This window comes from Paenibacillus sp. 10L310, from assembly GCF_056395745.1.
On the sequence record NZ_JBFTKC010000003.1, the window covers coordinates 340204 to 353555 of the forward strand.

The 13352-nt window shown below is 42.7% G+C and carries 11 protein-coding genes; 1 reads left to right on the plus strand and 10 read right to left on the minus strand.

What is annotated here, in order from left to right; translation table 11 throughout:
* Positions 1 to 154: 154 nt before the first annotated feature.
* The 3 genes from AC1DE7_RS10555 to AC1DE7_RS10565 all read right to left on the minus strand — a co-directional run bounded on the left by AC1DE7_RS10555 (position 155) and on the right by AC1DE7_RS10565 (position 3094).
* The gene (locus AC1DE7_RS10555) at positions 155 to 1420 is read right to left on the minus strand and encodes a YncE family protein (RefSeq protein WP_477534336.1); all 1266 of its coding nucleotides are present in this window, start codon (positions 1418 to 1420) and stop codon (positions 155 to 157) included.
* Positions 1421 to 1596: 176 nt separating this feature from the next.
* Positions 1597 to 2454 carry a Cof-type HAD-IIB family hydrolase gene (locus AC1DE7_RS10560; RefSeq protein ID WP_339186857.1) on the minus strand — a complete coding sequence of 286 codons (858 nt, stop codon included), beginning with the start codon at positions 2452 to 2454 and terminating at the stop codon, positions 1597 to 1599.
* A 118-nt stretch (positions 2455 to 2572) separates the two neighbouring features.
* A complete protein-coding gene (locus AC1DE7_RS10565; RefSeq protein ID WP_477534337.1) occupies positions 2573 to 3094 on the minus strand; it encodes a GNAT family N-acetyltransferase in 522 nt (173 codons plus the stop codon).
* A gap of 220 nt (positions 3095 to 3314) precedes the next feature.
* On the opposite strand from AC1DE7_RS10565, the gene AC1DE7_RS10570 reads away from it, so the two are divergent.
* Positions 3315 to 4472, plus strand: coding sequence for a S8 family peptidase (locus AC1DE7_RS10570; protein WP_477534338.1), 1158 nt, complete (start codon positions 3315 to 3317; stop codon positions 4470 to 4472).
* A gap of 121 nt (positions 4473 to 4593) precedes the next feature.
* Here AC1DE7_RS10570 and AC1DE7_RS10575 read toward each other — a convergent pair whose 3' ends face one another.
* The 7 genes from AC1DE7_RS10575 to AC1DE7_RS10605 form a co-directional block, all read right to left on the minus strand.
* Positions 4594 to 4992, minus strand: coding sequence for a RidA family protein (locus tag AC1DE7_RS10575; protein WP_036613496.1), 399 nt, complete (start codon positions 4990 to 4992; stop codon positions 4594 to 4596).
* 314 nt (positions 4993 to 5306) lie between these two features.
* A complete protein-coding gene (locus AC1DE7_RS10580) occupies positions 5307 to 6749 on the minus strand; it encodes a 6-phospho-beta-glucosidase (protein WP_477534339.1) in 1443 nt (480 codons plus the stop codon).
* Positions 6750 to 6783: 34 nt separating this feature from the next.
* On the minus strand, positions 6784 to 8697 hold the full coding sequence (locus AC1DE7_RS10585; RefSeq protein ID WP_477534340.1) for a beta-glucoside-specific PTS transporter subunit IIABC: 1914 nt from the start codon (positions 8695 to 8697) through the stop codon (positions 6784 to 6786).
* A gap of 444 nt (positions 8698 to 9141) precedes the next feature.
* On the minus strand, positions 9142 to 11079 hold the full coding sequence (locus tag AC1DE7_RS10590; RefSeq protein WP_477534341.1) for a beta-glucoside-specific PTS transporter subunit IIABC: 1938 nt from the start codon (positions 11077 to 11079) through the stop codon (positions 9142 to 9144).
* 167 nt (positions 11080 to 11246) lie between these two features.
* Positions 11247 to 12086 carry a BglG family transcription antiterminator LicT gene (licT, locus tag AC1DE7_RS10595; protein WP_477534342.1) on the minus strand — a complete coding sequence of 280 codons (840 nt, stop codon included), beginning with the start codon at positions 12084 to 12086 and terminating at the stop codon, positions 11247 to 11249.
* A 224-nt stretch (positions 12087 to 12310) separates the two neighbouring features.
* Entirely contained in the window at positions 12311 to 12616 is a 306-nt protein-coding gene (locus tag AC1DE7_RS10600; RefSeq protein WP_315373318.1) for a hypothetical protein, read from the minus strand.
* A 57-nt stretch (positions 12617 to 12673) separates the two neighbouring features.
* The gene (locus tag AC1DE7_RS10605; protein WP_477534343.1) at positions 12674 to 13234 is read right to left on the minus strand and encodes a DEAD/DEAH box helicase family protein; all 561 of its coding nucleotides are present in this window, start codon (positions 13232 to 13234) and stop codon (positions 12674 to 12676) included.
* Positions 13235 to 13352 lie beyond the last annotated feature (118 nt).

Genomic DNA, 13352 nt, shown 5'->3' on the forward strand with positions numbered 1-13352 from the left:
GCCTGTTCCATTCTGATCTGATCATTCAAGACTCACGATTCTCCTTACCTAGAATCCTAACTTGGCATACAGAATTTTCTTTGTTCATGGTGATCAGCTGCTCCATTAAGTCTGATGCCGTTATAACTTCTTTCATCCAAATCCCCTCACCTTTCTACGGATTTACACCTACTGCGAACGGACGTGCCCCCACCGGAATAGTAGCAATCACCGTATTTGTTTCGCCATCGATCACAGAAATGGTATTGTCATCTTGATTGCTTATATAAACTCGATTAGTTAACGGATTGGCGCCCGCTCCGTTTGGATTATTCCCGACCGGAACAGTAGTAATCACGGTATTTGTTAATCCACTAATTACTGAAACATTATCCGTGTCTCGATTGGGTACGTAAATGGCATTTGTGGAGGTATTAACCGCTACTTCAGCTGGCGTAACGCCGACTGGAATGGTATCAATGACGGAATTCGTCAATCCATCAATAACGGAAACCGTATTACTGGTAAAATTCGATACATAAATACGGTTGGTGGCTGGATTGACACCTATACGGAATGGATTGACCTGAACGGGGATTGTAGCAATCACTGTATTGGTTACTCCATCGATTACAGAGACAGTATCAGAATTAAAATTAACTGCATAGATCCGATTGGTTAAGGAATTGACGCCTATACCCGTTAAAAAATTGAGTCCAGGAATAGTGATCGCATCAATCACCGTGTTGGTTAATCCATCAATAACGGTTACATCTTCAGTTGTATCCAATGAATTAAAATTTGCCGTATAAACGGCATTGGTTGCTATATTGACCCCTACGTCCCCTGACTCATTCCCAACCGGAATAGAAGCAATTACCGCGTTGGTTACACCATTAATGACGGAAATGGTATTACTGCTTCTGTTTGCGACATATATACGACTCGTTAATGGATTGACATCAATCCCTGCAGGATTCGTCCCCACAGGAATGGTAGCAATGACCGTATTCGTATCACCATTAATGACGGAAACATCGTTACTATTAAAATTGGCTACATATATGCGGTTGACTGACGTATTATCCCCCTCTATTTCAAGTTCGGAAGAAACTAATCGATGTGCAGCAACAAGCTGGCCGTTTTCGGTTTTGCCCCACACGGAAATCTCTGTCTGCTCTATAGCTACACCTTCAACTGTAAAGACAAATTCAAATGCATCAAGATTGGCAAAATAAGTTCTTGTCACTACCTGATCCGGATCAATTGAAATCTGCTCGCTGACATATAAAGTCCTCGTAGAGGTCAGATTATACCCTTGTATCAAAACAACGGATCCATCCAGAGAATTCCTGTTATCAATTTTAACGGTAACTTGTTGTGTTGGCCGTACATCACTGACGGCATTATTCTCGATAGGTCCGGTTGATAGAATGGCCATTTCGATTCTCTCCTTCACTTAGATGTTATGGTTTGATTAGAATCCTTTTGTAAAAATATAAATTGATCTGTTTTAAACCAAAAAAAGACCCTGCAATAATATATGCAGGGTCTAAAATAAGGTTTGGGACAAAGGGTGTACGTATTAACTGTTTTCCAGATTGCCTCATTTCTTTATCAAGTGATCAATCCATACTTCACAAAACTATGATACAATCCATCTTCCTCGACTGTTCCAGTAATATCATTTGCAATGGCTTTCAGTCCAGGCTTCGCATTACCCATGGCAATTCCGATGTTACAAAATTCCAACATCTCTGCATCATTCATGCCATCACCGATGGCAAATGTATCTTCTTGGGACATGCCCAGATGCTTCAGCAAATCGGCGATTGCAATGGCTTTGTGAATGCCAGGGATCATCAGTTCACCACTTCCTTCACCAAAGATTGGCACGGTGCACTGAATGACTTCGAATTTCCCTTCAAACTCTTGCTTGATCCGCTCAAACGGGATGGCTGAGCTCTCCAAGAAACATACTTTGTTCACGTCATCCTTGTACAGGTCGGCCTCTCCATACGTCAATCCGGCAATAAACGGGTGCGGTTTCAGCTCCTTCTTCTCTCTGGCTACAGGGTCATTCTCCACATCGCCATAGATACGGCGTTCCAGGTGAGGTTGAAGATTGCTACTCGCATACAATGCCGAATTGGATTCAAGGTAAAAGTCAATGCCGTTTTCATTGAAAAAATCGACCATATGTCGAACATCTTCCGCTGTTACCCTTTTGTGATATAACACGTCCTTGCCAAACTCCACATAACCCCCACCTGCACCAATCAGACCATCGAATCCAACATCCCAGATGGAATCATAAATTTCTGCTTTGGATCGGCCTGTACATAAATAGAGCAGATGTCCGTTCTCTCTGGCCTGTTTACAAGCCTTCTGTGCTGACAACGGGATGTTTCCATCATCGTCGACCAATGTGCCATCAATATCAATAAAAACAATTTTTCGCTTCGTTTCGTTCATCTGCTTATGCCCCCATCATGTATCTCGTATATGTCTATGTTGTTGTATACGAGAGTTATAGTATCATCAATCTATTTTTCCAAAAATGTGGTAAGAATTTCGGTTCCGTTTCCAATGGTCACTTACATGCCAACTTGTCCATATGTACGGTTTGCCAGTCATCATCCTGCTCAGCAATAACCGTAAACCCTTGGCGTTTCCAGAAACCTACGGCTCCTGGCAAGAAGCGATGTGTATGCAAATACAGCGTTGCATAGTGCATATCCTTTACCACGTTCTCCAGTTCGTTCATCAACATCGAACCAATGCCAAACCTACGATACGCGGGATCTACATAACATTTTACTATTTCGGCAGCCGATCGAGCTGCATATCGACCTTCCACAGCTTCGATACGTCCATCATAAGGTAATATCCCAATAGAACCGACGATGCCCGCATCCTCCATCATTGCAACAAGAAAGATCGAATCATCGGAGTCCAGATAATGTTCTCTGAACTGCTCGAAGTCTACAGGCAATTTCGTATGATCCATCATCGGAAACACTTCTCTGCGTACACGCATGGCAAAATCAATGGCATCATGAATCTGGTGTGCCTGAACTGGTGTGACTGTCGGTATACTCTGAAGTTGTGTCAATAAAACCACATTCCTTATCCTCTGTATTAGGAGCTACCTCTCGGCCCTGCCTTAAATCTTGTTCATGCCAAAGCGGCTCTCTTCATATCATCTTACCGAATTTATCCCTTCCTATCAATCTATCTATACTACTATCCAAATTGCAAGAGTGCCCGCGCAGTCTGATAGAGTTCGCATACGATAAGGCGTGTCACAAATCAGATTGGAGGGATAAACGCTCATGTGGTTATGGTTAGGTGTTTTTGCTTTCATTTTGCTAGTAATCGGGTTCGTGTATCGTTATCTGGACCAACTTGCCGAGAGCAAGTTTCACCCTCACGCTCCCAAGCAGCTCTTCGTCAAATTCAAGGAAGGTACTACCGAGGATGAGATGCACACCCTTCACAAAAAAGGGAGATGTAAGGTCGCTGAGACCTATGAAGATTTAGGATGGTACCGTGTGGAATCCCGCAAAAAAATGCACAGAATGCTGAAACATTACAAAGATCATGAGCTTATTGAACATGCAGAGCCGAATTACCTCGTTGAGGCTTCTTTCACTCCCAATGACCCTTTCTTTCCTTATCAGTATAACTTGTCCAAAATCAATGCACCCGCTGCATGCGATATTACCCAGAGTAACAGCTCTGTCAAAATCGCCATTATCGATACCGGTGTACAGCTGAATCATCCAGAATTGGCCTCCAAGCTCCTCCCCGGTTATGATTATGTTGATTATGATAACATCCCTGAGGACGGGAACGGCCACGGCACCCATGTGGCCGGGATCGCTGCCTCCGTTACCAACAATGGTGTGGGCATCGCAGGCGCTGCACCACTCGCATCCATCGTTCCGCTCCGGGTACTGGATAACAACGGGCAAGGAACGATTGGAAATGTCGGTAACGGGCTTGTCTTTGCTGCCAATAACGGTGTACAGGTTGTTAACCTGAGCCTTGGTGGGCCGATGGGAAATGCTTTCCTTCAAGCTGCAGTACAGTATGCTTGGGATCGAGGAGCTGTAATTATTGCCGCAGCCGGTAACGATAACACTTCATTCCCAATCGTACCCGCATCGTATCCCAATGTGATTGCCGTTGCTTCAACCAACCCTTCCGATCTCAAATCCAATTTCTCCAACTATGGTTCCTGGGTGGATATGGCTGCACCGGGTGATACCATTCTATCCACATACCTGGGAGGTTCCTATGCCTACCTTAGCGGTACGTCCATGGCTGCCCCTCATGTGGCTGGAGCCGCTGCACTTCTCGCTGCACAAGGGAAAACAAATGCTCAGATTCGGGATGCGCTGTGTTTCGCTTCTGATCCGGTATCAGGCTCCGGGATCTACTGGACATATGGTCGACTGAATGCTTATCAGAGCTTGCAGGTGCCATGATACACCTACTATCGCTCATGATTGCACACAGGGCATATCCTTTCCATTTTTACACAAATAAAAAAACGAAGGGGCATCTGTAAGTGAGATGCTCCTTCGTTTGGTTAAAAAGTATTCGATGTTACACTTTTGCTGCCCAAAGCTCTATTTCAATTTTAATCTCTGGTAGACCTAACGCCGTAATATATCCAATCGTCATTGCAGGATAATCCGTACTAAATAATTGTCCCCACTCGGCATATAAGAAATCCCAATCGATTTCCTCGGTTGCCCATACGTTCACTTTGATAATATGTTCAGCATCTAAGCGCTCAGATTCGAGCACTGTTTTAATATTATTAAATGTATTAGTGACTTGCTCATTCAGACTCTCTGGAAAGAGTCCATTCTGATCTGCTCCAATTTGACCCGAAGTCACAAATAACTCTGCATTCCTCGGGATTCTTGTAATATGCGTGTACTGACCTACAGGAGCTGGCATATTTTCTGGATTTTTTCTAGTAATTTTGTCAATATTCATTTGGATTACCTCATCATTCTTAAGATTTTTCTGCGTTATTTCCTAGTTTTCTTCCGATTTTGGACAGACTTCACCCTTGGAATAGATTCTAGAAAAAGACAGCAGTGGAGTATCCATATCCCGAAGATATAAACGCAAGTGATTTTTTCTTCATGAGTGGATGCTCCTCCCTTCTTAAGTGACAAGATTCTCTTCATTTCTTTATTATATCTGAAAACCACATCAAGGGTCAAATTCATCCCCTTATAAACAAAGAGCAATCCCGTAGTAACGAGACTGCTCTTTGTTTATTCTATAGAGCCGGACACCTTGTATCAGAAATATTGTGCGCCATTACTCGCAATGACATCTTTGTACCAGTGAAAACTCTTCTTTTTCAGTCTGCGAAGTGTGCCCGTACCATCATTATTTCTGTCTACATAGATATAGCCGTAACGTTTCTTCATCTCTCCGGTACCCGCACTGACCAGGTCAATCGGTCCCCAGCTTGTGTAACCTATGAGCTCTACACCGTCCTGAATCGCTTCAGCCATTTCGGCAAAATGACTATTCAAATATTCGATGCGATAGTCATCTTCAACGGAGTCATTGTCTAACAACACATCGGTTGCCCCAAGTCCATTTTCTACGATAAACAAAGGTTTGCCATAACGGTCATGCAGTTGATTAAGCGTAATTCGAAGCCCCTTAGGATCAATGGTCCATCCCCACTCAGATGCTTGAAGATATGGATTCTTCACCGAACCAAATACATTGCCTTCTGTCGAATCTTTCAAAATCTCAGGGTCCGTACTGGTGCACCGACTTGCGTAATAGCTAAAACCGATATAGTCGACTGTGTTCTGCATCAAGATATCTGCATCTTCCGGTTGCATTTCGATCCGAATATCATTTTCCCTGAAAAACCTTTTTGTATAACCTGGATATGCTCCCTTCGACTGCACGTCGATGAAGAAGAATGATTCGCGATCTTTCTCCATAGCCTTCCACACGTCATCCGGGTTAGAGCTGTATGGATACACCATTCCAGCGGCTAACATACACCCGATCTGTGCACCAGGAATGATCTCATGACAAGCCTTAACAGCAAGTGCACTCGCTACCAATTCATGATGTGCTGCCTGATACAGGACCTGATCTTTGTTTTCACCATCCTGCAGAACAATACCCGCTCCAATGTACGGGAGATGCAGCAACATGTTGATCTCATTAAACGTCATCCAGTATTTCACTTTATTCTTGTATCGATTGAATAGCGTCGTCGCATATTTCTCAAAGAAACCAATCATCTTACGATTCTTCCAACCGCCGTAAGTCTCGACCAGATGTACAGGTACATCGAAATGGCAGATCGTCACGACAGGTTCAATGTTGTATTTTAATAACTCATCAAAGACATCATCATAAAATTGCAAGCCTGCTTGGTTTGGCTCCGCTTCATCACCTTTAGGGAAAATCCGTGCCCAGGCTATGGAAAGCCTGAGGCACTTAAATCCCATTTCTGCAAATAACGCAATATCTTCCTTATATCGATGATAGAAGTCAATGGCTTCATGTGAAGGATAGAATTCCCCTGTTTTTGGCTCATACGAATCCAGGTTACCCAGAGCAATATTCCATCGATTGGCACCAATCGGAATGAGATCTACTGTTGTTAAACCTTTGCCACCTTCCAGATAAGCACCTTCCAATTGATTCGCTGCGGTTGCTCCTCCCCAGAGAAAATTCTCCGGGAAAGCTGTAAACTTTTCATTCATTGAGTAGTTCCTCCTTAACCATCCTTAGTTTCAATTAGCTTAATACCGTAATCAATTTATCTTTCTCATGAACGGATGCATCTTTTGTTCCTACAACGTCCAGATAATTTGAAGTATTAGTGACAATGATCGGTGTAACCGTCTCATACCCTGCATCCTTAATGGCTTGCAGATCAAACTCAACAATCAGGTCACCTGCGTTAACACGGTCTCCATCATTCACATGGGTTGTAAAATGTTGACCTTTCAGCTTGACCGTATCCTGTCCAATATGGATCAGCATCTCTACACCATCATCGCTTACAAGACCAATGGCGTGTTTGGTACGATATACGGTTTGAACGACACCTGTGATTGGAGATACCACTCTACCACTGGTTGGACGAATTGCAATCCCTTTACCCATGTGCTCTCCTGCAAACGTTACGTCATTAATTTCGTTCAATGCAACAACTTCACCAGCCATTGGGCTTACAATTTCGTATCTGCTGTTCGGATTTGGATCAAGTACTGGTGCAGGTTTAGCTACTTTTTCCACCGGATCTTTGAATCCAACAATATAAGTCAATACGAAACCAAGAACGAATGCAATCAATGAAGCAACTATAGCCATGTAGAACGCGAAGTCTAATCCTGTTTCTTTATTAATAAAAGTTGGATAACCGAATACGCCAAGTCCGCCAATCATGTATATCTTCGAACCTGCATAACCGAGAATACCGCCTCCGATCCCCCCAGCAATACAACTCATAATAAACGGTTTTTTCAATGGAAGCGTAACACCATAGATCGCAGGCTCTGTTACTCCAAATATACCGGAGATAAATGCTGGTACACTGAGTGTTTTTATTTTCGTATTTTTTGTTTTGAGTAATACGGCAAGTACAGCACCGATTTGAGCAAAAGAAGCAGCAAATGACATTGCGATAACCGGATCAGCGCCTAACGTACTAAGATTCAATAATGCAACCGGAACCAGTCCCCAGTGAAGTCCGAATAATACAAACACTTGCCATAGTCCACCGATAATCAATCCTGTAACAATAGGACTTAATTCATAAATATTAGTAGCTCCCGCGCCAATCAATTGTCCTGCCCATGTGGAGATTGGACCAATGACCAAAAAAGTCGCTGGAACAATTACAAGCAAGGTGAAAAAGGGAACAAGGAATGTGCTTACCACTTTCGGAATAACGTTCTTGAAGAATCTTTCTAATTTTACAGCTACAAATGTCGCAATAATGATTGGGATAACCGATGAAGCGTAGTCCATCAAGATAACCGGCATACCCAGGAACGTAATGTGGATAGGTGATTCAAACAATGTACCTGTAAACAAGGTGTACAGTGGATCTCCTGCCTTAAGACCGCCCAATGTCGGATAAACAAGAGATGCACCTATCGCCATACCCAGGAACGGTGAACCGCCAAACTTCTTGATTGCAGTGTAACCCAGGAAGATCGGGAAGAAGTAGAACAGACAGTCCCCCGTTGCTTTCAATAATTGATACGTTCCGGAATCCTGAGTTATCCAGCCAAAGGCTACAAACATCTCGTTAAAACCTTTGATCATACCTGTGGCAGCCAGTAAACCGAGTAGTGGTGTGAACACACCGGAGATCATGTCGATAAATCGGCTGAACAACCCTACTTTTTTGCCTGAGTTGTCCGTTTCCTCTTCCACTTGTCCTTCACTTGGGAAATTCCCTGCTTTAACAACTGCTTTATATACATCCGGCACTTCGTTGCCGATAACAACTTGATATTGTCCACCACTTTGCATGACGGTAATAACACCTGGCAGATTTTTAAGTTCTTCCGTTTTGGCTACGCTTTCATTTTTCAGTTTAAACCGCAGTCTTGTTACGCAATGGAATACACTGTTTACGTTCTCGCGACCACCTACACGTGACAGAATGTCCTTAGCTAATTGATCGTAGTTGCTCATTGTAATTCTCCCTCTCTAAGTAGACTCCCCATGACTTTTGAAACAAATAAAACCTGAACCACTGAACATACACAACATACCGGATCGTCCGGAAATCAGTCGTGTTATTCAGCAATTCAGGTTTTGCCCTTAACGGTTGCAACCCTGTAAGGCTGTACACATTGGTATTTAATTATTTGGATAACGAAAGTAAGTTACATTCCATACCCTCTGAACTGAGGGTGGTCGGCATTGCCTGATTGAACAGTTACAACCCGATTAATGTATGCGCTTACTTCTTAAACTCATCATAGTACATCTGAACTACGTTTGCAACACTTATTTTTATTAATTTCACAAATACATTTGAGTGACCGAAAATAAAAAAAGAGACCACTTCGAAAACATCAAAGTGGTCTCTATAAAGCTAATGTTCAGATTAATAAAATTCGCACTAAAGCAGCATTAACCTATAACCGTAACCAATTTATCCTTTTCTTGCACTTCACGACTTGTTGTAGCAACCACGTCCAAATAATCAGCCGTATTCGTTACAATAATCGGTGTTACGGTCTCATATCCCGCCTCAATAATGGCCTGCAGATCGAATTCAACGATCAGATCGCCAACACTCACACGATCTCCATCTTTCACATGTGCAGTGAAATGTTGACCTTTGAGTTGTACCGTATCCTGACCGATATGGATCAAAATCTCTACACCTTGATCATCTACAAGACCAATTGCATGTTTGGTACGATAAATCGTCTGTACCACACCATTAATCGGGGATACAACTCTCCCACTGGTTGGGCGAATAGCAATCCCTTTACCCATATGTTCACCAGCAAATGTAGCATCATTAATTTCTTGCAAAGGAACTACCTCACCCGTCATCGGGCTAGCAATTTCGTAGCGATTGTTTGGATTAGGCTCAAGTGCAGCCTTCTCTTCTTTTACTGGCTCTGGAGCCTGTTTGGCAGCCTCTGGATTAGCAGGATCTTTGAATCCTACAAAATAAACGAGAACAAAACCTAGTACAAAAGCAATGATAGTGGCAATCATGGCCATCCAGAATTCATAGTTGATTCCCTCTGTGGGACTAATCAGCGCTGGAACACCAAAGATTCCTGAAGCAAATACAAACATTTTGGAGCCAGCGAAGCCAATAATACCACCAGCGGTTGCAGAAGCAATACAACTCATAATAAATGGTTTCTTCAATGGCAAAGTAAGACCATAAATAGCAGGCTCAGTTACACCAAAAATCCCGGACACAAAGGCAGGAACACCCAGTGATTTGAGTTTGGTATTTTTCGTTTTAAGCATAACGCCAAGAACGGCACCAATCTGAGCAAAGGAAGCAGCAAACATCATCGCCAGAATCGGATCTGCTTTTAGTGTGGACAGATTGAGCAACATAATTGGTACGATACCCCAGTGTAACCCGAAGATAACCAACACTTGCCACAATCCACCAACAACAATACCGGTTACCAACGGACTCAAGTCATAGATGCCCGATACCCCGGCACCAATCAGCTGACTTGCCCATGTCGCAATTGGACCAATCAAGAGGAATGTTACAGGGACAACAATCAGAATCGTAAAGAATGGCGTGAGGAACGTTCTCACAACAGAAGGAATGATCTTTTTGAAGAACGCTTCTACCTTTGCTCCAAAATAAGCAGCAATAATAATCGGAATGACGGATGAGGAATAACTCATCAAGATAACGGGAATACCCAGGAACGTGATATGAATCGGTGATTCAAACAATGTGCCTGCAAACAGCGTATAGAGCGGTTCCCCACCACTAAGACCGGATAAGGTCGGATATACAAGTGAGGCTCCGATGGCCATCCCGAGGAATGGAGATCCACCGAATTTTTTCATAGCTGTGTAACCCAGGAAGATTGGGAAGAAGTAGAACAGACAGTCACCTGCAGCATTCAACAATTGATATGTTCCTGAAGACGGGTCCAACCATTCGAGAGAAGTAAACATGGACAGGAAACCTTTGATCATCCCTGTTGCAGCTAGCAATCCGAGAATTGGTGTAAAGACACCTGAGATCAAGTCGATAAACCGACCCAAGAGACTCTCTTTTTTACCGGAAGATTCTGAATCATCACTTGAGACCGGTTCATCCGCATTCATATTACCCACCTGTAACAAGGCTTTATAAACATCAGACACTTCGTTACCCACAACTACCTGGTATTGCCCCCCGCTTTGCATTACCGTTATGATTCCAGGCAGATTTTTGAGTTCGTCTGTTTTGGCATTATTGTCATTTTTTAATTTGAAACGAAGTCTGGTCGCGCAGTGCACCACGCTGTTAATGTTCTGTTTTCCACCAACGCCAGACAGAATGTCTTTGGCTAATTGCTCGTGTTTCATGAAGTCTTTTCTTCCTTTCTGGCTAGACACGGATTCAAAGCATATTGGAGAGAATAAAAAAACCTGAACATCTGAATGTATGGAACATCCGGTTAACGGTATGTTCAGTCATTCAAGCGTTCAGGTTTTGCCCTAGTGGTTGCAACCCTGCAAGCTGATCTATGGGATTATTCAGAAGTTGCATTCACAACTCTCTCAATATGAATCGTTAAGTACATCAATTCTTCGTCAGTTAGTTGATACGTGTAGTTGCTTTCAATGAATTTCTTGATTTTCTCCGAGCACTTGTGCGCTACTGGATACTTTTTCTGAATCATCAGGAACAGTTCATCATCGTTGTTGCTCTTGTAATGTTTTCCCTTCACCAAACGTTGGGCGAAAAACTTCAAATGCGTCACAAAGCGATAAAATGTCAGTGAGTTCTCATCAAAATCAATCTTGAAATGATACTTGATGATTGTCAAGATTTCCTGCATGACCTGGGTCATACTCTTGATGTTGGGCATTTCCTCGTTCAAAGCTGCATTGACAAAGTGAAGTGCCATAAAACCGGCTTCGTCCTCGGGCAAGATCACACCAAATTGATCACAGATCATATTGAGCGCTTCCATTCCGACTTCATATTCCTCTTTGTATAACTGCTTTGTCTCCCAGATTAAACCGTTGCGTATGGGCAGATTCTTGCGATACCGCTCAATGGCAAAGTGAATATGGTCTGTGAGATGTAAGTAAATGCTCTCATTTAATTTCTTGCCAAGTTTTAATTTGGCGTAAGCGATGATTTCCTCGGATACTTTCATGTATTCCAGAGGAATGCTTGAGATTAATGCCTTGAAGTTTTCCTGAATATCTTCATTCTGTAAAGTAAATATCTTGTCGATATGCTGCTCGGAAACCATATCACCCGCCCGCTTCTGATAAGCAATCCCCCGGCCAATGATAATAACTTCCTGTTCGTCATTCATTGCAACTACAGCATTATTGTTCAGCACCTTCTCGATTTTCACTTTATCACTCCAATATACAGAAAAAGACAAACCAATCCCTTTTCTCAAGGTATACGGCTTTGCCTGATTCAACAGTTACAACCCGATATGTTGTACGCGCTTCCCTCATAATATTACAAATTTCTACACAGTGCAACAAAAAGTTAATATCGAATTAGCATGACTCCTGATCTAGGTAAATATACTCACAGGAGTGAGCAAATCAAGAATTATTTTACAGGAATTCACGGTTTATTGTTTTTGTTGTCTTTCTCCAGGTCTGCTTCAATTTTTCGATTAATCATGTCCATTTCTTCTGAATCCAAACGATCGACTTGAGTGTATTCTTTATCCATTTCGTACTCCTGCGCCTCGCCTTTGTTCATTAGGCCCAGGTGATTCTTAATATCCCGGATATCTTCACGCATATGCATCGTCTGACGGTAATGATCTATCACAAGTGCGAAAACAATGCCCCCAGCCAAAATCGGACCGAATGGGATCAGATAACATAAAACAAGTCCTATGAGCAAAAATAAAACAAAGTACATGATGTAATGCCCCTCTCATATAAAATATCTACTCTGCTAAGATAAACGTTTCATAGATTACAAATTAAATCGTTCCTGAATTAACTTTGCCACCTCATCCGGACTCTTGTGTGTGTTATCAATCCGTATGTAGTGCTCATGCTTGATTTCTCCCGGTTCCGAATTCAATCGATATAGCTTCATCGTATCAAGCAAATCTCGCTCAGACCACGCGATGTCTCGCTTTGTTGGCTTATGCAGCAGCCGATGCGGACTCTTGTTACGCTCCAGTCTTTCTGATGCATCAGCCTCCAGTTCCACATAACAGACCTGTCCTCCATTAGATTCGAATAACTCGCTGATTTGACGAATGTACTCTCCGTCTTGCTTCAGGTCAAAAGCCCATACAAATGTAAAAATCAGACCCGGTAGGTCACTCTTCGCCACTTCTTCAAAAATCTCCTGACGGAACAGATTAACCAGTCGTTTGCCTTGTGGTGTTCCATAGCTGAAGAAAGGAGACACCAATTCAATGGTCATGTGGTTATGAAACAATTTTAGCTTTGTTATCTTCTCCAGTTCTTGCCCAACCGTCATCTTGCCCACAGCCTGTGGGCCAAAAATAATCACTAATTTCATTTTCGATCACTCCTGACAAGGTAGTGTTCATTCCATTAATTCAATTTTATGGACATTAAACTCTATAATACCTTCTTAAGGGCAAATAAAAAAGAGGTTTCAAGTGATTCCCTCAACG

Bases quoted from the DNA above. Each gene is read 5' to 3' on its own strand.
- AC1DE7_RS10580 (WP_477534339.1), bottom strand. From the start codon at position 6,749: ATGAATGAAAAGTTTACAGCTTTCCCGGAGAATTTTCTCTGGGGAGGA.
- AC1DE7_RS10600 (WP_315373318.1), bottom strand. From the start codon at position 12,616: ATGTACTTTGTTTTATTTTTGCTCATAGGACTTGTTTTATGTTATCTG.
- AC1DE7_RS10590 (WP_477534341.1), bottom strand. From the start codon at position 11,079: ATGAAACACGAGCAATTAGCCAAAGACATTCTGTCTGGCGTTGGTGGA.
- AC1DE7_RS10585 (WP_477534340.1), bottom strand. From the start codon at position 8,697: ATGAGCAACTACGATCAATTAGCTAAGGACATTCTGTCACGTGTAGGT.
- AC1DE7_RS10605 (WP_477534343.1), bottom strand. From the start codon at position 13,234: ATGAAATTAGTGATTATTTTTGGCCCACAGGCTGTGGGCAAGATGACG.
- AC1DE7_RS10555 (WP_477534336.1), bottom strand. From the start codon at position 1,420: ATGGCCATTCTATCAACCGGACCTATCGAGAATAATGCCGTCAGTGAT.
- AC1DE7_RS10560 (WP_339186857.1), bottom strand. From the start codon at position 2,454: ATGAACGAAACGAAGCGAAAAATTGTTTTTATTGATATTGATGGCACA.
- AC1DE7_RS10575 (WP_036613496.1), bottom strand. From the start codon at position 4,992: ATGAATATTGACAAAATTACTAGAAAAAATCCAGAAAATATGCCAGCT.
- AC1DE7_RS10570 (WP_477534338.1), top strand. From the start codon at position 3,315: ATGTGGTTATGGTTAGGTGTTTTTGCTTTCATTTTGCTAGTAATCGGG.